Source organism: Pseudovibrio sp. Alg231-02 (genome assembly GCF_900143565.1).
Taxonomy (GTDB): Bacteria; Pseudomonadota; Alphaproteobacteria; order Rhizobiales; family Stappiaceae; genus Pseudovibrio.
The window spans coordinates 88,121-107,306 of sequence record NZ_FREX01000011.1 but is presented as its reverse complement, the minus strand read 5'-3'; the positions used below and the strand labels follow the sequence as shown (position 1 = coordinate 107,306).

Below are 19,186 nucleotides of genomic sequence, written 5' to 3'. Positions count from 1 at the left end.
GATCACATTTGTAGTTCAGGGTCTGGCAGACCTGGAGTATCAATAGGGACTGCAAAAACCGATCCAGCGAGAGGCTCTTTCGCCAATTGCTCCTCACTCAGGTTTTCGCGAGCCGTGGTAATGAACAGCGTTTTGTAGTCGGCCCCACCAAACGCAGGACAAGATGCCTGACTTGCGTCAATCTCAATAATGCGATCCACCATTCCATCAGGTTTATAGCGAACGACTCTGTATCCGCCCCATTGAGCGTTCCAGAGATATCCCTCAGCATCAACCACGGAACCGTCGGGGCCAAATCCTGTCCCGGAGATATCAGCAAATATCTCCGCGGGCCCTTCTGGCAGGCCAGTTTGCGCATTTAGTGACCATTTGATGATCTGAGATGTCACCGTGTCTGAAAAGTACGCAGTGTCCCCATCTGGCGAGAAACAAAGGGAATTCGGGATTGTGATGTCGCTGGCAACCTTCGCTAATTCCCCCTTGAAAAAGCGATAAAGGCTGCCTGCGCCTTTTTCTGCTTTGTGGCCCATGGAGGAAATCCAGAACCCGCCGGTACGGTCGGTGCGGGCGTCGTTGGAGCGGGTGACAGGGTTTTGGTCCTCGACAGGGAGGATAAGGTTGCGAGTGTGCGTTCCCGGAGACCAGCGATACAGACCTGTTGCAGAGGATAACATGAAGTCATCGCTGCTTGGGATCTGCGCAAAGGCGGAGACCGGCTCATCGAACTTCCATGTTTCAATAGGACCGGTTATGCCCTTTTTCAGCACCAGATGATTGTTGATGTCCACCCAAAACAGCGCGTCATGGCGGGCGCTCCAAAGAGGGCCCTCCCCTAAGCTGCATTCTGTTTTGGCGAAAACATAGGGCTCACTCATGCACTCTCTCCGAGTTTGAGCGCATCGTATGCTGCAACCATTTCTTTTGCGTTTTCAGAAACCTGCGCGGCGGTGTGCCCCGGCTTGTAAAGGTTGCTTGCCATGCCGAAGCCCTGACAGCCTGCTTCCACATACTGCGCAAATTCCGCAGGGCCGACACCGCCAACGGCATACACAAGGGTCTCTTTCGGCAGCACAGCACGCACTGCCTGAATGCCTTTTACTCCCACCTGAAAGGCCGGGAAGATCTTGAGTGCATCAGCCCCTGCCTTCAGCGCGGCAAAGCATTCTGACGGGGTGAGAACTCCCGGATAGGAGGCCATGCCTTCTGCCTTGGTGGTGCGGATAACATCTTCATCGTAGTTGGGAGAGACGATGAAGATTCCGCCTGCTGCGCGGACCTGTTTGACTTGCTCTGCTGTGAGAACTGTCCCCGCGCCGATGGCGGATAACTTGCCGAACTTGTTTTGTGCCATAGTGATAGACTTGAGTGCCTCTGGCGAATTGAGTGGCACCTCGATCTGTGAAAAGCCTGCTTCTATAAGCACTTCCACAATATCCAAAATCTCAGCAGGCTTCACTCCACGGAGGATAGCCATGAGGTTGCGCTCTGGTGTTTGTTTAACTGTTGTCATTGAGTGCCCCTTGTCTGACGGCGGATAGTCCAGTGAGTGCGGCTTTGTCTGCATCATGCACGATCGGTGTTAAGCCGAGATGCTGCAGGGCCAGCGCGTAATTTTGTGCAAGCGTGTTGCCCCCAACGAGGTGGACTTGCTTGGGTGGGTTGTCCCCGCACTTTGCGAGCATGTCGAGAAGCTCTGTTCCGATAACAAGTGCGGAAAGTTTGGAAGCGCCTGCCTGTGTGCTGGTGTTGTTGAGCAGCTGTCCGGCGCGCAGACCAAACAGGTTGCCGAGCAGTGTAGCTTCCTGATTTTTCAGCTGATCCAGCGTGGTGAGGAAAACATCCTTGTCCAGCTCTGCCTGCGTATCCAGCGAATGTCGGAGGATGGATTGTTTGGCGGTGAGCGCGAATAACTCTCCACTCAGGAAGGTGGAGGTACGCGTTACTGTCCCCTCTTCCATCTCTACCCATTTGCTGTGGGTGCCAGGCAGGCAGAAAACGCCGGATTTGTCGGATAACTCATAGAGAATGCCGAGTAGGAGTGTCTCTTCACCGCGCATAACATCCGGGTGCTGCTCTGATTTTTGGCAGAGACCGGGCACTATGAACGGTTGGATGCGGGCATTACTTGTTTTGGGTGCAACCAGATGCTGGTGCAGTTCTGTCAGTTTGGTTGGCACAGGCACATATTCTGCCTCTTGCCAGCCCTGACGGCTGCCAGCCATGCCGCAAATGAACACTTGCGTTGGTTTTGCGTTGCTGTGTAACCAGTCTCCGATCAAACCCAGCAAAACACCTTCAAATTCAGAAGGTTGCAGTGTTCCCGCACCTTGCGTTGATTTTGCGTTGTTTTGCGTTACACCGTTTTCGTCAATCAGCCATGCGCGAAGACTGGAGGTCCCCCAGTCCACGGCGACCCAGCTGCTTGCCTTTGTGATCTGACGGAGGTCGTTATTTGGCGATGCCACTTGGTTCACTTATGCCCCCTGTTCCCTTTTATGTTTATTATTAGCTTCAGGCACATTTTCAGGCGCCTTCGGCATTGATGGATTTTGAGAAGCAGGATTGCTTGGGGCATTCCTGCTTCCGGTATTTTGTCAGCCCTTGGTCGCCCCCAGCGTTAGCCCTGCAATGAAGTGTTTTTGCATGAGGAAGAACATGATGACCGGAGGCATGGCTGCAACGACGGACCCGGCTGATACCAGATGCCATTGAGCAACCCACTGACCATTGAGCGAGATGATGCCACCTGTGACTGGCATGGCATGCGTGCCCTGCACCAGAACGGTCGCCCAGAAGAAGTCATTCCAGATGAAGGTGAAGATGAGCACCGACAAGGCCGCGATGGCGGGCCGCATGAGTGGCAGCACCACGAACCAGAAGATACGCAGTTCCGAGACGCCTTCCACACGGGCGGCTTCGATCAGTTCACTCGGCAGTGCCTTGATGAAGTTGCGCATGAAGAGCGTACAAAAGCCCGTCTGGAAGGCCACGTGAAAGAGCACCAGACCTGTCACCGTGTCGTATAGGCCCATTTTGAGCGTGAGGTCACGAACCGGCACCATGAGGATCTGAAAGGGTACGAAGTTACCTGCCACGAACATGAAGAACAGCCAGAGATTGGTTTTGAACTTGTAGGTCGCCAGCGCGTATCCGGTCAGGCATGACAGGGCAACAGCACCAATCACGGTTGGGATAGTGACCTTGAACGAATTCATGATGAACAGGCCCATGGGCGTGTTTTGGAAAACGGTCAGGTAGTTGCCCAGCTCAAACGAGGAGGGCACACCGAAGTAGTTGCCCATGGCAAGGTCTGAGCCCGGGCGGATGGAGGTGACCATGACGCCGATCAGCGGCAAGAGCCAGACCACTAAGGAGATTGGCAGGGCCACTTTGTAAGCGACACGGGTTGGTGCGGATGCATTTGCGACGGGAGTTGGAAACATCTTAGTAGCCCTCCCTCTCATCTTTCAGCATACGCACAATGAAGAGCGTGATGAACACCATCATGATAGCGAAGAGCACAACAGCGATGGAGGCGCCGTAACCCATGCGGAAGCCATATTCGGACAGAGCTTGCTCGTACATGTAATAGGAGAGCACACGACTGGACCCGTACGGGCCACCGCTGGTCATGATGGAGACCAGATCAAACGAGCGTAGCGCGCCGATGATTGTGACGACAACTGCGATGAAGGTGGCTGGGCGTAGCTGCGGGATGATGACATACCACAGCATCTTCCAGCCTTTTGCCCCATCCAGCCGCGCCGCTTCGATCTGGTCTGGTGAGACGTTGTTGAGGCCCGTCAGGTACAGGATCATGCAATATGCGATCTGCGGCCAAAGGCCAGCGACGATGATGCCGTAGGTGACAAAGCGCTCGTCAGCAAGGATAGCAATGCCTTCCACCCCCATAAACTCCAGCAGCTTGGTGAACAAACCGAAGTTGGGGGCATAAAACCATGAGAAGATGAGGCCGACGACAATCTGACTGATGACAAAAGGGAAGAAAAACAGAGACTTATAGATACGAATGCCCGTCACAGTCTGATTGAGGAAAATCGCAATCAGTAATCCGGCAGGCACTGCCAGCATGTACAGCACGAGCCACAACACGTTGTTGTACAGCGCGGTGTAAAACGCCTCGTCATCTATAAGCTCAATATAATTTGCAATGCCGATGAAGGTTTTGACGCCGATGCCATCCCACTCATACAAGCTGATCCAGAGTGACTGGCCGATTGGCGCGATCACATAGACCAGAAACATCACAACACCCGGCGCTAAAAACAGCCAGGGTGCAAGTTTGCGCTGGTTGGCAATCCACTTTGACGATCTGGTTTTGCTGGCGCCTGATGTGGCAGGTCCTCCAGAAAACTTTGGTGAGTTTCCGGAAGATACAGGAGCCAAGGCCTGCTCGCTCATCTATGTCCTCCTGCAGAAGATCATGCTTCTGCGCTGTTTATTCCTAGAGCATAGGGCGGCGAAATCTTCCGCCACCCTACTTAAGAATTCCGCCTATCTACTACTTATAGACACGGGTCCGGATCTTCTCGAGACGGTCCAGAATGGCGTCAGCCCGCTCTGGCTTCACCATGAATTCCTGAAAGCCTTCCATGCCAGCCTTTGCCATTGCTGCCGGAGCATCACGGTCGTAGAACTGCGCCAGCGCATACGCATTGGAGAGCATGTCGAAGCCCTGCTGCAGGATGCGCTCTTCAGGACGTTCTGCACCGGAGTTTACAGGCAACTGACCGAGTGTGACGTTTGTTGCCGTCTGCACATCTGCACGCGCCATGTAAGCAAGGAACTTCTTCGCATCTTCCTTGTTTTTGGCATTTGCAGGAATGTGAATGGTGTCGGTCGGTGCATCTTCAGCCATTGGAATGCCCGGTGTGATTTCCGGGAACTGCATAAAGCCGATCTGCTCTTCCTTCAGGCCACCGTTCTTGAACACGTCAACTGCGAAGTTGCCCATCAGGTACATCGCCGCTTTGCCCTGCACGAGTGCTGGCACAGCTTCCTGCCAGTCCAACGCTGCATGGTTAGCGTTGTAGTAGCCTGGCTTGACCAGCTCGGCCCACTTGTCGAAAGTCGCTTTTACACGCGGGTCAGTGTAAGGCACCTTGCCTGCGGTGAGGTCCATGTGGAACTCGTAGCCGTTGACGCGCAGGTTCATGTAATCAAACCAGCCGCCTGTTGGCCAAAGTGCTTTTGTGCCGATTGTGAACGGGTCAATGCCAGCTGCTTTGAGCTTTGCGGATGCTGCAACCAGTTCGTCCCAGCTGGTTGGAACAGCAATGCCCTTCTCTTCGAAGATATCTTTGCGGTAGTAGATGCCCCACTGGTAGTACGTGTAGGGCACACCCCATTTTTTGCCATCAATGGTCATGGATGCCGCTGCTGATTTCAGCTGCTCATTGAGACCATTTTCCTCCCAGACATCCGAGACGTCTTCAAACAGACCCGCATTGACGAAGGGTGCCATGCGGTTGCCCGCGTACCATGTTGCCAGGTCCGGCGCGTCTGCTGTGAGGAAGTTGCGAATGGAGGTTTTATAGCCCTCCTTATGCATCGTGTTGACGATGACGTTCACATCCGGGTTCTCCTTGGAGAAGCCAGCCACGATGTCTTCAAATGCTTTTTTTGGAGCCGGATCCGTCTGGTCGAGATTGATAATCAGATCGCCAGCGGCATATGCGGAACTTGAAATCATAAATGCTGCAGCGAAACCGCTCGCAGCTACCTTGCTAAAATTAAACACCTAAACCTCCCAATATCGCCAAGAAATAAGTTCCATTGAATGAAACTTTGTTTTGACCATTGAAATAGTTACGTGCTAGTGCATAATTGTCAACCAAAGGAACTAGGAAGGGATCTGTATGAAAATTGCAGATTTCCGGAACGGGTAAGGAAACAACAGGAAATGGGCGCACAAACCCTGAGTATCTCTGAGGAAACCGAGCAAGACCTCACAAGCCCCATTTCCAAGGCACTGGTGGTGCTGGACGCGGTTGCAATGGCAGAATCACCCCCTCGGTTCGTAGAGCTTTTGAATGCTTTGCCGCTGAGCCGGGCGACGTTGCACCGTCAGCTACGGCAATTGGTGAAGGAAGGCATGCTGGTGCATGACGAGGTGCATCAGACCTACAGCATTGGCATGCGGGTACTGCGGCTGGCCCATTCTGCCTGGAGCCGTGCCAGCCTTGCCAGTGTGGCGCGGGATACGCTGGACATGCTGAGCACGCAGATTCCTGAGACCATTCATCTGGCTGTGCTGGACAACAATCAGGTGCTTTACGTGGACAAGCGCCTGCCGCCGCGCAGCGTTTCCATGTTCTCCAGCCCTGGCAAGATTGGCCCGGCCTACTGCACGGGTGTTGGCAAAGCGATGCTCTCTGCTCTTCCTGAGGCACGGCTTGCTGAGGCGATCAAGGCGCAATCATTCCAGTGCCATACCGATAAGACGCTGGTGAACGAGACAATGCTGCGTGATGAGCTGGCTCGTATTCGCACGCGCGGACATGCCTATGACGATGAGGAGCATGAAGGCACCATCATTTGTGTGGCCTTGCCGATCCTGAACAAGCGCGGGGAGCCGATTGGTGCGCTTTCCGTGACCAGCACGACCTATGTGACCTCGCTCGACACCATGGTCAAAACCTATTTGCCTGCCATGAAGGCGGCGACCAATGAGATTTCAGAGAACGCTCAGATTGCACTGGGTGTTTGATTTGCGGGGCTTTGGGAGGCCCTTGCTCAGATATTGAAGATATTTTTCGGGAGGGGAACAGATGACCGCAGTTGTGTTGCGCGATCTAAAGAAGAGTTATGGCGACACGCAGGTGATCCACGGTGTGGACCTGGACATTGAGGAGGGCGAGTTTGTTGTTTTCGTTGGACCCTCTGGCTGCGGAAAATCCACCTTGCTGCGGACCATTGCCGGGTTGGAGACCAGCAACAGTGGGACCATCCATATTGCGGATGAGGATGTGACGGACATCGATCCCTCCCAACGCGGTATTGCCATGGTGTTCCAGAGCTACGCGCTCTACCCGCACATGACCGTTGCGGAGAACATGGGCTTTGGCCTGAAGATGACCGGACACCCCAAAGCCGAGATCAAGCGGCAGGTGGATGAAGCGGCGCGTATTCTGAAACTGGAAGAGTATCTGGACCGTCACCCCAAAGCGCTTTCCGGTGGTCAGCGGCAGCGCGTGGCGATTGGGCGGGCGATTGTGCGCAACCCGAAGGTGTTCCTGTTTGACGAACCGCTTTCCAACCTTGATGCAGAGCTGCGCGTGCAAATGCGCATTGAACTTGCCAAGCTGCACAAGGACGTGGCGTCCACGATGATCTACGTGACCCACGATCAGGTGGAGGCTATGACACTGGCTGACAAGATTGTGGTGCTGGAAGGTGGTTACATCCGGCAGGTGGGCAAGCCGCTGGAGCTTTACGATAATCCGGCGAACCAGTTCGTGGCGGGCTTTATCGGCTCTCCGAAGATGAACTTCCTGAGTGGTAAGGCTGGGCGTTCAACCGATGCAGGGCTGGAGATTGCAGTATCCGGTTTTGACGGGCAGACGTTGGTCGTACCGGGGCTCACCTCCTCCATAGTGGAGGGTGCAATGGTGAGCGTTGGCATTCGCCCTGAACAATTTGTGGTTGGCTCGGATGAAGACGGCGTTGGCGCGAATGTGAGCGTGTCGCTGGTCGAGAACCTCGGCGAAACCAGCTACGCCTACTGCACGTTGCCCGACGGCGTTCAGGTCATCGCAGAAAGCCGCGGCAACCGCCTTGAGCAAAACAGCGAAGCCCTGCACCTGACCCTGCCCGCCTCACGGGCCTTGCTGTTCAAGCCAGATGGCGAGCGGTTGCGGTAGCGGCTGGGATGGTTGCTTTTGCGGCTGGAGTGGGGACGCCACCGCTAACCCGTAATCAGCGATAAACCTCCAAATGCAGCGACACCGAGACACATCGTTGCAATGACGTGGTTTGTTGTGATTGCTACGGCCAAAGCGACTGCAGCTGCCATCCACATTTGCATAGATTGCCCGGAAAGGGACGTCGCAATGAGGCTGACGACAATCAGGCCGGGCAGCTCCTCCAGCACCCAGGAGTGCTTTGATGCTCTAACTTTGCTCCCAGCAAAAAGTCCGATTATCCGGATAGATAGGGCAGCCACAGCCAGTGTGAGAATGATAAGCCAATGAGAGCTGGTCATTGTGAAGCGCTCCTGATTTGGCGGATCATATGCGACGCAACGAGCCCACAGAGGGCACTGGCAACAATTGCGTAGGCCTTGGGAAGTCCCAGGTAAACCATCGCGATTGCTAATCCAAACGCGACCGCCCATGGCAGGATACTTGATCGCCCCTGCCATAGCCCTCTCGCCATTGCGATAAAGGCTGCTGTGAAGGCAAAGCCGAGTCCGAACCTTTCAAGGTCAGGCAGGACCGTCCCAACCAAAGCACCGGATGCAGTGGATAGCGTCCATACGAAGATCATGACCAGGCCTGATCCGATCAGGAATGAGGCTCCGATGTCTTTGGATTTCGCCCGTTCCGACATCGTGAGCGCCCAGTTCTCATCTCCGGTTATATGAATTGCGACCAGCTTTGCCCGCAAAGATAAGCCTGCAAGAACATCAGACAGGGAGGCGACGATCCCGATGTATCTTAAATTGAGAGCAGCACCTGCAAATGCGGCTCCGAGAACTGTTGAGGCATTGGCAAATTGCTCGACGGCAACGATTTGAGATGAACCCGCATGAACGGCTGCGCTCATAAGGCCGACACTCCACCACGGGAAGCCAGTCTGTGCCGCCAAAAGACCAAATGCGAAGCCGTAAAGGGCCGCCCCGGCAGCAAGGGGAAGGATTGATATAGCACCATGTTTCATGAGGTTGAGCATAGATGCAGCCAGTGATGCAATTAAGCGCTTTATTGGCGATAATATGATATGAATAAATCAAACTATCAGCATTTATAGGGAAATTCTATCATGGACGCTATCGATGTAACTCTGCTTCGTGCTTTGCAGGAAAATGCCAAGACTTCGATTCAGGAGTTGTCCGAACATTCTGGAACGTCGACAGCATCTGTGCAGCGTCGGCTGAAAGCTCTACGTGATACAGGAGTAATCCAGAAAGAGGTTGCCGTTCTTGATCCCAAGAAAGTTGGTTTGGGAATAACCGCAGTGGTTGCTGTTGAGCTGGAACGAGATCGATTAGATCAAATTGACGCCTTTAAGCGTAAAGCCCGTGAGGATCGGCAAGTTACGCACTTCTATTGTATTGCTGGTGATGCGGATTTCATGATGATTGTTATGGCTAAAGACATTGAAGATTACGAGGCCTTCACCCACAGGTTCTTCTTTGCAGACAAAAATGTCCGCAAATTCAGAACATCCATTGTCGTCTCAACAGAGAAGGCCACGCTTGAGTTACCTATCTGATGGGAGTGTTTCATAGATCCCCCGCAAAGAAGGTATGCCTGAGGGAAGACCTCAGGCGATTTCTTCTGCGTAGAATGGGAGGTGTTTGCGGAGGCGGATGTAGGTGATTTCGCATTTGAGGTCTTCGTCGAACTTGGTGGCCTCGCGCACGTCCTCGTATCTCATGTGGTGATAGAGACCCAGAGCGCGTTCGTTCTGGATGAGGACCGAGATTTCTGCGGTGTGGTAGCCACGGGCGGCGATGCGGCGCTCCGCTTCTTCTGCCAATGCGGTGCCCAGTCCGCTGCTCTCGTAGTCCGGGTCAATCCAGAGATCGGTGATGAAGTTGTCGGCATGTTCTGTTGCAGCAAAGCCGAGCACGCGATCTTCTTTGACCGCCACCACAATCTGATCCAGACAGGCGCTTGCAAAATCAGTGAAGGAGGCTTTGCTCATGGTGTCGTGAGCAACCTGTGGCACGTGGGGGCCGATGCCCCGTTTCCATGAGGCGAGACCGACCTCTCCGATCTGCGGGATATCTTTTGAGCGAGCACTACGAATTTCAAAGGACTTCATCAGACTGATCCACCTCTCTGCGGGCCTTTCAACATCTCTCGCAAGTCTCGCTTAAGGATCTTGCCGTAGTTGTTTTTGGGCAACTGATCCATGGCGACATATTGCTTCGGACGCTTGAAACGCGCGATGTTATCAATGCACAGCTGATCCAGCTCTGCAAAAGCGACGGTCTTTCCCTTCTCTGGCGAGATGATTGCCACCACCTCTTCGCCCCACTCTTCATGGAACCGACCGACAACTGCGACTTCAGATACATCCGGATGCAGCAGAAGGATCTCTTCCACTTCGCGAGGATAGATATTGGACCCGCCCGAGATAATCATATCCTTCGAGCGGTCGTGCATGGTGAGGAACCCATCCTCATCCAGCGCACCCATGTCGCCTGTTTTCAACCAACCATCGACAATCGTGGAAGCGGTTGCTTCCTCATTGTGCCAGTAGCCTAGCATGACCGCCGAACCAGACACGACAATCTCGCCAATCTCACCGACGGGCAGGTCTTTCATGTCCTCTCCTACCACACGGAGATTCGAGACGACTTGAGCTACCCCAACTGATTTCAATCTTTCTTCCCAACGGGGATGTTTTCTGTCGCAGACCTGCTCCCGGCTGAGGACCGTGATGCCCATTGGGCATTCGCCCTGCCCGTAGATCTGTGCGAAGCGTGGTCCGAGAACATCAACGGCTTCAACGATATCAGCGAAGTACATTGGACCACCAGCATAGATGATGGTGTCCAGCCCCTCACCCGTTGCGCCTGTGGCTTTGGCCACTTCCACCAGCCGGTGCACCATTGTGGGTGCCGCAAACATGGCGATCCTGCCGACCTGTGGGGCGATTTCCAAAATCTCTGCAGCGTCAAACCCGCCAGAGACCGGGCAAACGTGACGACCACCGGCCACAACGTGCATGAAACTGTAAATGCCTGCACCGTGAGACATGGGAGCTGCGTAAAGCGTGGCGTCTTCGTGCGTTGGTGTGCCAATGCCTGCATAATACCCGAGCATCATGCTCTGGATGTTTTGCGAGGACATCATCACCCCTTTAGGGCGGCCTGTGGTGCCGGAGGTGTAAAACAACCAGACCATATCCTGCGCGTCAATGGGCACAGGCTGCGCCAAAGGCTCTGCGGTGAGCATCTGTTTGTAGCTGTCCTGATCTACCGAGATAACCTTGGTTTTGGACTGGTCGATTTCCCTGATCAGATCCTCACCCACATCATCAGAGATGAAGACGGTGGTGGCCTCAGCATTCTCGATAATCCATGCGGCTTCTTTCGGGTGCAGCTTGGCATTGATCGGAATTGCAGCGGCGCCAGACCACCAGATGCCATAACTGGCTTCCAGATACTCTGTGCGGTTTTTCATGAAGATGGCAACACGGTCGCCCTTGGAAACACCATAGTCACTTTGCAGAGCACCGGCGATGGCAGCGGAGCGCGCGCCAAACTGACCGTAGGTTGCCACAAGCTGCGTTCCGTGAAAAAGCGCAGGTGCGTCGGGTGTTATTCTTGCTGTACGGGCCAGCCATTCTGCCAGGTTCATTCGGTCTCCCCCTCAAATCAGAGTGCTTTCCCTCAAAAGCAATCTGGCTACTGCCGTCTCATCGCCCGTTTTTCTTCTGGCGATCACGCACTGTTCACTCGTCTCTTATTATTGGTCTGGGAGCGTCGTGGTGACGAATTATGGTCGGCTGCTTCAACACAAACTTTCAAGCTGCGAATACTATAGTTTTTTGCAAGTCTGGGTATACGCCTCTTGTTTAACGCAATTTGTAAGTTTACGCTGCGGCTTTCTGCAATTTACATTTCTTTGTTGCTCAGAGCATCCCATGTTCTGCCTGAGTTCAATTATGAATATTAAGAGGAAATCCTGCCATGAACCTTCAAAAAGCTGGAGGAATAGCCTCTCTTATTGAAGCGGCCACATACATTATTGGCTTTGCTCTTTTAACCACTTTGCTCGCGGATGCCGGCTTTGGCGAAGACGGCAGTGATGCGAACCTGCTGGCATTCGTCGTGGCCAATCAGGGCCTTATGTATCTCTGGAATTTCATCATCTACATCGTCAATGCAGTGTTTCTGGTCGTGTTGGTGATTGCGCTGCATGACCGGCTGAAAGCTGCAACGCCGGGTCTCTCTCAGGTTGCCGCTGCTTTCGGGTTGATCTGGGCCGGACTGGTTTTAGCCAGTGGCATGCTGGCTAACATTTCTCTGGCGGAAGTTTCAACCCTTTACGCACTGGACCATGACGAAGCACTGGTGATGTGGGCAACCCTGGGCAACGTGCAGGAAGGTATTGGCGGCGGCAATGAGATCACCGGTGGCCTGTGGGTGTTGCTGCTGTGCTGGGCCGGCTTGCGTGGCTCCAGTCTTTCCAAGGGACTTGGCTGGCTTGGCATTATCATCGGTCTGGCAGGGATTGCCACAGTCATTCCGGGCATGAGCGATCCGGGCGGTATCATCTTCGGCCTTGGCTTCATTCTCTGGTTCATCTGGGCAGGTATTTATCTGCTCAGACACGGTGAAGCCTCTGGTTAAGCCGGTAGCAGAGTGGCATGAGCGATCAAAGCACTCTCAAGGAAATTTGGACAAGCTAAGACCGTCAGACAATGAAGAGGTACTATCTCAATTAAAACAGCATGTTACATGATGCAAAATCTTCTTGAGAATCGACACAGTTGTATTTTGAGAAGGAGTATGGCTGGAAACCGGAATGTGCATGCACAGAGCACAGCATTTAAGCCAGTGTTACTGACTGCTCATTACAGGCTTTAGAGAACGCATAAAAGCAATGCTTAACTCTAGGCTAGTCGAATAAATTTTCAGGAGAAAATGGCTGGGGTGGTAGGATTCGAACCTACGGTACACGATACCAAAAACCGTTGCCTTACCACTTGGCTACACCCCATCGCTGTGTGTGGGGCGGGTTATAGCTTTATGATTTGGAATAGGCAACCACTCAATTTCTTTTTGCTGTGAGAAACTTACAAGTGTTCCACAGGTGAGCATAAAAGCGGATTGTGTGAGTGCTGGAACTGGCGTGTTGCTCTGGGCTTTTGCCTTTGTGATTTCTTATCTGAAAACCGCATCTCTCATTTCCCAGAAGGTTTAAAACCTCAGGGAATTCTGCCGTTTTTGAGAGTTCGCCCTGTTCCACAGCTCTATCAGGTTGGGTCTGGCTCACCGTTTCCCTTTGGCAATTCCTCCGCTTTATCATCGGGTTGTGCCAGTTTGGAGCGATCTTGTGCGATGAGCATGTAGACATTTGGGACGACGAACAAAGTGAAGAGTGTTCCGATGGACAAGCCAGTCGCAATCACCAGTCCCATGTTGAATCGAGACGCTGCACCTGCTCCGCTTGCCAGCACCAGCGGGATCACGCCAAGCACCATGGCGGCGGTTGTCATCAGGATGGCGCGCAGGCGGATTTGCAGGGCGCCAATCACAGCCTCACGTTTGGTTGCGCCCTGATTTTCCTGAAGTTCGCGGGCTACCTCTACAATCAGAATACCGTGTTTGGAGATCAGGCCCATGAGCGTGATGATGCCAACTTGCGTGTAAATATTAATGCTGGCGCCACCTATCCCGATGTTGATGAAGAACAGAGCCCCTGCGATGGACATGGGAACCGAGATGAGAATGATGATTGGGTCGCGGAAGCTTTCGAACTGAGCTGCAAGGGTCAGGAAGATGATGAGCAATGCAAAGGCAAAGGTGACGACAAAGCCGCTGCTTTCCTGCTCAAACTGGCGCGACTGTTGGGCATAGTCGACATCATAGCTTTCTGGCAGTTCTTCCGCTGCAATTTGTTGCAGGACTTGCAAGGCCTCAGCCAAGGGCACACCAAAGCTGGGTACGCCGGAAAGCGTCATGGAGTTTAGCTGCTGGAAGTGCGGGATGAACTCTGGTGTGACCTGCATATCCAGTGTCGCAACGCTGGAGAGCGGCACGATTGTACTGCGCGGGGCATTGCTGCTTGTGTTCGTTCCTGATCCGCCTGATGAAAATGCGGAGGCAAAAGAGCTTGATGAAGACGTTCCGCTTTGTGCTGAACTACTGGATCCCGCGCTGCCTGGTGCTCCCCCCTGCGCTGCACCACCTGACGCTCCTCCAGTTGCCGTAGAGCTGCTGGAAACACGGATATAAGTGTCCAACAGTTGTTCCGGATTGAGGCGGTCATACTGAATGATTTGCGGGATGACCCTATAAGAGCGGCCATCAAAATCGAAGTAGTTGATGTAACCGCCACTCATGAGTGCTGTGAGGGATTGCCCCACATCCTGCAAGGTGAGACCCAGCTCAGCAACACGGTCGCGGTCGATGTTGATTTTGCCCTGCGGTTTATCGATCTTCAGGTCCTTATCAATGAAGATGAACTTGCCGGTGGCCTGTGCCTTTTCCAGTATTTGAGACCCAACGACATTGAGTTTGTCGACGGGTTGGGTGGTTTTGATGACAAACTGCACAGGTAAGCCGCTGCTGCCCGGTAAGGGTGGGTTTTGGAACATCACTGTTTTGAAGCCTGCCACACCTTCCATTGGAGGCTGCATAGCATATTGCAGCTCAGTGGCGGTCTTGGAGCGTTCATCCCATGGAGTGAGCAACACGCCTGAGAGTACGCTGGAGGACAGCACCAGTTGAAACACGCCTTCAACCTCAGAATATTTCCGGGCGATGCGATAGATCTCTTCTGTGTAGAGCATTTTTTGTTGCAGGGTGGCCGAAGGTGCTGGCGTTGACTGGGCCAGAACTAGGCCCTGATCCTCCTGCGGTGCCAACTCTTGCTGTGAGGTGGAATAGAGCACTGGAATACTGGAGAGGATCAGGAAGGCAAAGGTGAGAACGACAGGCCTGTTGTCCAGCGATGCTTCCAGAGCACGCAAGTAGCGTTTGCGGAACCGGTCGTAGATGTCATCCACCGTACGGGTCAGTGCATCATCCCACCCAGAGGTCTTCTCTGATCTTGCTTTGAGGATCTTGGAGCTCATCATAGGTGTCAGGGTGAGCGCGACAATGGCTGAGATGGTCACCGAGCCAACCACTGTGAAGGCAAATTCTGTAAAAAGAGCACCCGTCAAACCGCCCTGAAAGCCGATGGGGGCATACACCGCGACAAGAACGACCGTCATCGCCAGAATGGGTCTGCCGAGATCTTGCCCGGCTTGAACGGCAGCCTGAAACGGCGTGCTGCCTTCCGAGATGTGTCGTTCTACATCCTCCACCACGATAATCGCATCATCCACCACAAGGCCGATGGCCAGCACCAAGGCAAGGAGCGTGAGCAGGTTGATGGAGTAACCCAAAACCAGCATGATGAAAAAGGTGCCGATCAGCGATAGCGGGATCGCGATGATGGGGATGGCAACTGTGCGTGGGGAGCCAATGAAGAGGAAGACCACAAACGTCACGATCACCAATGCTTCGAGAAGGGCGCTGATCACCTCATCAATTGCTGCGTTGATGAAGAGACCGGAGTCGTAGACGATCCGTGCTTCCAGCCCCGGAGGCATGGCATTTTGGACTTTGGGCACGACCTCGCGCACCTGATCCAGCATGGCCAGTACGTTTGCAGCTGGCGCGGCCTGCACCCCGATGTACACTGCTGCCTTACCGGAATAGAGCACGGCCAGATCATAATCTTCAGATCCCAGCTCCACCCTGCCCACATCACGCAGGCGAATGATTGCGCCATCGCTTTCTGCCACAACAAGCTGACGGAAATCTTCAACATCAGTCAGGTTGGTGTTGGCCGTGAGTTCCACCTGCACCATCTGGCCTTTGGTATTGCCCACACCGGAGATAAAGTCATTGCGAGCCAGAGCATTGGCGATGTCCGTGCCGGTGAGGCCATAGGCGGCCAGTTTATCCGGGTACAGCCATGCACGGATTGCGAAGCGTTTTTCGCCGTAAAGCTCAGCCGTTTGCACACCATCGATTGCCTGAATTTGTGGCTGGACAACACGGACGATGTAGTCCGTGAGCTGATTGCGGTCGATCACATCAGAGGTGAAGCCGATGTACATGGCGTCGATGGTCTCACCGATTTGAATGGTGAGCACCGGGTTTTGCGTTTCCTGGGGGAGCTGGTCCAGTACTGAGCTGATCTGGGTATTGATCTCCGTGAGGGCTTTGTCGGCATCGTAGTTGAGCACCAGATTGACCGTGATGGTGCTGACTGTGCTGGCACTGGTCGAGGTCATGTAGTCGATGCCGTTGGCCTGCGCGATGGCTTCTTCCAGCGGGGTGGTGATGAAGCCCGCGACAGTCTCAGCGCTAGCACCGAACAAGGTGGTTGAGATGGTGATGACGGCGTTTTCCGTCTTTGGGTACTCCAACACCGGCAGTAAGAAGATTGCGCGCAAGCCCAGCGCCAAAATCATCAGGCTGATGGTGGAGGCCAGAACGGGGCGACGAACATAGATTTCTGTGAAACTGTTCATGGCCCACCTATTGCTCTACGGGTTTCGGGTCAGGGTCATTGAGTGGCAGCACGGAGTTGTCGATGACGACCTTGGATCCATTGCGCAGCTTGAGCTGCCCTGCACTCACCACCAGTTCATCCACCTTAAGGCCTTTTGAAATCACGATTTGATCGCCTCGTTTTGCACCGGTCTCGATGAAGCGCTGCTTGGCGGTGTAGACAGGTTTGTCCATGTGCTTTTCGTCGGTCTTGGTCAGCACATAAACGGTGATGCCGTAAGAGTTGTAGGTGATGGCCGTTTGGGGGACTGTGACCTGCTCTTTTGGCGCTGATATCACCGTTTGCACATCGACGAACATGCCCGGGATCAGCTCTTTGTTTGGATTGGCAAAGCGGCCACGCACTCTGGCGTTGCCGTTGTTGATGTCGACCTGCGCATCTATGGCAATCACTTTGCCTTTGATGGACTGGTCCGGATAGGTATCGGCCGAGACCTCAATTTCCTGATCGCGTTTGATGGTGCCCAGAAATCGCTGGGGGATGTAAAAATCAACGAAGAGATCATCAAGTTGCTGAAGGTTGACGTAAGGCTGGGCCACATTGAGATACTGGCCAACGCTAACCTGCCGGATGCCCAGGCGGCCTGAGAATGGAGCGCGGATGTTTTTCTTGGCAATGATCGCAAGCTGGTTTTGCACTTGTCCCTGAAAGTCTTTCAGGCTCGACCAGTCGGAATCGATCTGCTGTTTGCTGACGGCGTTGACTTTGTACTGCTTCAGGTCTCTGTCCAGCGTTTGACGCGCCAGAGTTTCCTGAGCTTGCAAGGATTTTAGTTGCGCAATCTCCTGTGTGGTATCCAACTCAATCAGCAGCGCGCCTTTCTTGACGTCCTCACCGGATGCGAAGTTGATATGGGTTACCGTGCCAGGAAGCTCAGGCGACAAATCTGTTCCCATGATTGCCACAAGCGTGCCAACTGCCGAGACTTTTTCGGTCCAGAGTTGGTTGGTGGACTTGTAGGAGGAGACGGTCTCGATCTTATTTTGCAGACCGGATACGATTTTCCCGAGTACTCTGGATTTGTAAAGCTGGAACCCATAGAGCCCGCCAAACGCTATACCGACACAAATCAGCATAATGATCATGTGTTTTTTGGTGTTGGTTTTTTTGCGTTCACTCATGGCTGGTTCACCGGCTGAATCTGTTTGCGATTGAACGGCGGGACAGCCGAGATGATGGTCAGAGGTCTTCCATCCCTTATTGGTGCCGCATTGGGGCGGTTCCACCACCCTCCACCGAGCGCAAAGAACAGGGCGACAGTGTCTGTGAAGCGTGCGGCTTGTGCCTGCACCAGATTTATCTTCGCTTGTTGGTAGGTTTGGACTGCAAGCAGCAGTGTTGTGAGGTCGATTGCGCCCAGATTGTATTGTTGTTGTGTCAGGCGCAGGCTCTTTCTGGCAGAGCGCTCGGCAGCAAGGCTGGCTTTCAGGGCACGGGCATCATTCTTCAAAGCGCTGATCGCGTTGGAGGTGTCGCCAAATGCGGTCAGCACGACATTGCGATAGCTTGCGGCGGAAGCCTCAAAAGCTGCAACGGCGGCTTTGCGCTGACTGTTGAGCGCTCCGGCATCAAACACTGTTTGGGCTGCCGAGGTTGTGATTTGCCATGCGCCTGTTCCAGAAAAGAACAAGCGGTTGAATACTTCGGAGTCGTTGCCCGCATTCCCGGTAATCTGGAAACTTGGGAGCTGATTGGCCAATGCAACACCGATGTTGGCACTGGCTTGCCAGAGTTGCGCCTCAGCAGAGCGGATATCTGGCCTTCGCGCGACCAGCTCTGAAGGCAGGCTTAACGGTAGTTTTCTTGGCAATTTCAGGTCAGAAAGATCAAACTCCTTTACGATGTCCTGAGTGGGGTAGAAGCCGCCCAGCGTTTTGATCTGATTTTTCTGCACCACCAATTGTTGTTGGAGCGGTGGCAAAGTTGCCTTGGTTTGCTCCAGCGTTGCCAGCTGTTGCAGGACCTGACTTTCATCCACACCACCTAACCTGAACTGCGCTTGCAGGATGGCGAGTTGCCGCTGTTGTACCTTGATGATTTCTTCAGTTGCACGGATCTGCCCTCTGAGGGAGGCTTCCAGAATTACTGCATTCAACAGATTGGATGTGAGCGTCAGATGCGCTGCCTCAACCTGAAACTGCGAGTACTGAATGTTGGCGACTTGTGACTCGATGTTCCGGCGTGTGCCGCCCCAGACATCAAGCGTATAGGAGATGGCCAATGACAAGCTGTAGGTCGTGAAGAAGGGGTTCAGGTTCGCAACAATTTCACTCGCCCCGCCGCCACCAATAGGGAACTTCTGTCTGTTACGGCTTGCATTGCCAGTGACGGTTGGGTAGAGCCCTGCACCTGCCACGTAGGCATTTTCCTGTGCCTGTCTGAGATTGGCTTCAGCTTGAGCAATTGTGGGGCTGTTGGCGACTGCAAGGCTGACATACGTGTTGAGGGCTTTTGACTCGAACAGCTCCCACCACTCTCCCGGCAGGTCTCTTTGAGTAGAGAAGTTCTGCGAGGCTCCACCCTGAATGTCAGCGGACACAGTCGCACCGGGATCATTGCGGGTAAACTTGGCTTCTGGTGAGAGCTCTGGCCTTTTGAAATCCGGGCCTACCATGCAGGCTGACAGCAGGAAGAACAGCATAAGAGAGGAACGCCGACACACCGTAGGCGCAGGAGAACTCCTCGTCTTGCTG

Annotated in this window: 17 protein-coding genes and 1 tRNA gene; 4 read left to right on the top strand and 14 right to left on the bottom strand. The window is 53.7% G+C overall.

The genetic code is table 11. The features are described 5' to 3' along the window. Positions 1–2: 2 nt before the first annotated feature. From DHN43_RS23210 to DHN43_RS23185, 6 genes are all read right to left on the bottom strand, one after another. Positions 3–875 carry an SMP-30/gluconolactonase/LRE family protein gene (locus tag DHN43_RS23210; RefSeq protein WP_108820219.1) on the bottom strand — a complete coding sequence of 291 codons (873 nt, stop codon included), beginning with the start codon at positions 873–875 and terminating at the stop codon, positions 3–5. Further along, positions 872–1,510 carry a 2-dehydro-3-deoxy-6-phosphogalactonate aldolase gene (locus DHN43_RS23205; RefSeq protein ID WP_108820218.1) on the bottom strand — a complete coding sequence of 213 codons (639 nt, stop codon included), beginning with the start codon at positions 1,508–1,510 and terminating at the stop codon, positions 872–874. Before DHN43_RS23205 ends, DHN43_RS23210 begins: the two co-directional genes overlap by 4 nt. Then, on the bottom strand, positions 1,497–2,474 hold the full coding sequence (locus tag DHN43_RS23200) for a 2-dehydro-3-deoxygalactonokinase (RefSeq protein ID WP_208995589.1): 978 nt from the start codon (positions 2,472–2,474) through the stop codon (positions 1,497–1,499). Before DHN43_RS23200 ends, DHN43_RS23205 begins: the two co-directional genes overlap by 14 nt. Before the next feature lie 120 nt (positions 2,475–2,594). Then, the gene (locus DHN43_RS23195) at positions 2,595–3,443 is read right to left on the bottom strand and encodes a carbohydrate ABC transporter permease (RefSeq protein ID WP_093518628.1); all 849 of its coding nucleotides are present in this window, start codon (positions 3,441–3,443) and stop codon (positions 2,595–2,597) included. Between the two features lies 1 nt (position 3,444). After that, a complete protein-coding gene (locus tag DHN43_RS23190) occupies positions 3,445–4,266 on the bottom strand; it encodes a carbohydrate ABC transporter permease (RefSeq protein ID WP_063286965.1) in 822 nt (273 codons plus the stop codon). Between the two features lie 256 nt (positions 4,267–4,522). After that, positions 4,523–5,713, bottom strand: coding sequence for an ABC transporter substrate-binding protein (locus DHN43_RS23185; protein ID WP_063286964.1), 1,191 nt, complete (start codon positions 5,711–5,713; stop codon positions 4,523–4,525). A 210-nt stretch (positions 5,714–5,923) separates the two neighbouring features. Here DHN43_RS23185 and DHN43_RS23180 point away from each other — a divergent pair, with 210 nt between their 5' ends. Further along, positions 5,924–6,730, top strand: a complete 807-nt coding sequence (locus DHN43_RS23180) for an IclR family transcriptional regulator (protein ID WP_108820217.1) — start codon at positions 5,924–5,926, stop codon at positions 6,728–6,730. Between the two features lie 61 nt (positions 6,731–6,791). Beyond that, positions 6,792–7,883, top strand: coding sequence for an ABC transporter ATP-binding protein (locus DHN43_RS23175; protein WP_108820216.1), 1,092 nt, complete (start codon positions 6,792–6,794; stop codon positions 7,881–7,883). A gap of 44 nt (positions 7,884–7,927) precedes the next feature. Here the strand turns inward: DHN43_RS23175 and DHN43_RS23170 are convergent, their stop codons facing one another. Then, positions 7,928–8,224 (bottom strand): AzlD domain-containing protein, encoded by a 297-nt coding sequence (locus tag DHN43_RS23170; protein WP_108820215.1) that lies wholly within the window; start codon positions 8,222–8,224, stop codon positions 7,928–7,930. After that, complete coding sequence (locus DHN43_RS23165; RefSeq protein ID WP_208995588.1) at positions 8,221–8,913, bottom strand: AzlC family ABC transporter permease; 693 nt, start codon at positions 8,911–8,913, stop codon at positions 8,221–8,223. Before DHN43_RS23165 ends, DHN43_RS23170 begins: the two co-directional genes overlap by 4 nt. Before the next feature lie 90 nt (positions 8,914–9,003). Here DHN43_RS23165 and DHN43_RS23160 point away from each other — a divergent pair, with 90 nt between their 5' ends. Continuing rightward, entirely contained in the window at positions 9,004–9,456 is a 453-nt protein-coding gene (locus tag DHN43_RS23160) for an Lrp/AsnC family transcriptional regulator (RefSeq protein ID WP_063286911.1), read from the top strand. 51 nt (positions 9,457–9,507) lie between these two features. On the opposite strand, the gene DHN43_RS23155 is transcribed toward DHN43_RS23160, so the two are convergent. Together DHN43_RS23155 and DHN43_RS23150 are read right to left on the bottom strand one after the other, a co-directional pair. Next, entirely contained in the window at positions 9,508–10,011 is a 504-nt protein-coding gene (locus DHN43_RS23155) for a GNAT family N-acetyltransferase (protein ID WP_057464785.1), read from the bottom strand. Further along, entirely contained in the window at positions 10,011–11,555 is a 1,545-nt protein-coding gene (locus tag DHN43_RS23150; protein WP_108820214.1) for a class I adenylate-forming enzyme family protein, read from the bottom strand. The genes DHN43_RS23155 and DHN43_RS23150 overlap by 1 nt, the downstream gene beginning before the upstream one ends. Positions 11,556–11,887: 332 nt before the next feature. Here DHN43_RS23150 and DHN43_RS23145 point away from each other — a divergent pair, with 332 nt between their 5' ends. Then, positions 11,888–12,550 (top strand): DUF4386 family protein, encoded by a 663-nt coding sequence (locus tag DHN43_RS23145; protein ID WP_108820213.1) that lies wholly within the window; start codon positions 11,888–11,890, stop codon positions 12,548–12,550. Positions 12,551–12,845: 295 nt separating this feature from the next. Here the strand turns inward: DHN43_RS23145 and DHN43_RS23140 are convergent. From DHN43_RS23140 to DHN43_RS23125, 4 genes are all read right to left on the bottom strand, one after another. Beyond that, positions 12,846–12,920 (bottom strand) — tRNA-Gln (locus tag DHN43_RS23140). A gap of 256 nt (positions 12,921–13,176) precedes the next feature. Beyond that, positions 13,177–16,452, bottom strand: a complete 3,276-nt coding sequence (locus DHN43_RS23135; protein WP_108820212.1) for an efflux RND transporter permease subunit — start codon at positions 16,450–16,452, stop codon at positions 13,177–13,179. Positions 16,453–16,459: 7 nt separating this feature from the next. Further along, complete coding sequence (locus DHN43_RS23130; RefSeq protein ID WP_108820211.1) at positions 16,460–17,614, bottom strand: efflux RND transporter periplasmic adaptor subunit; 1,155 nt, start codon at positions 17,612–17,614, stop codon at positions 16,460–16,462. Next, complete coding sequence (locus tag DHN43_RS23125) at positions 17,611–19,134, bottom strand: efflux transporter outer membrane subunit (RefSeq protein ID WP_108820210.1); 1,524 nt, start codon at positions 19,132–19,134, stop codon at positions 17,611–17,613. Before DHN43_RS23125 ends, DHN43_RS23130 begins: the two co-directional genes overlap by 4 nt. Positions 19,135–19,186: the final 52 nt, after the last annotated feature.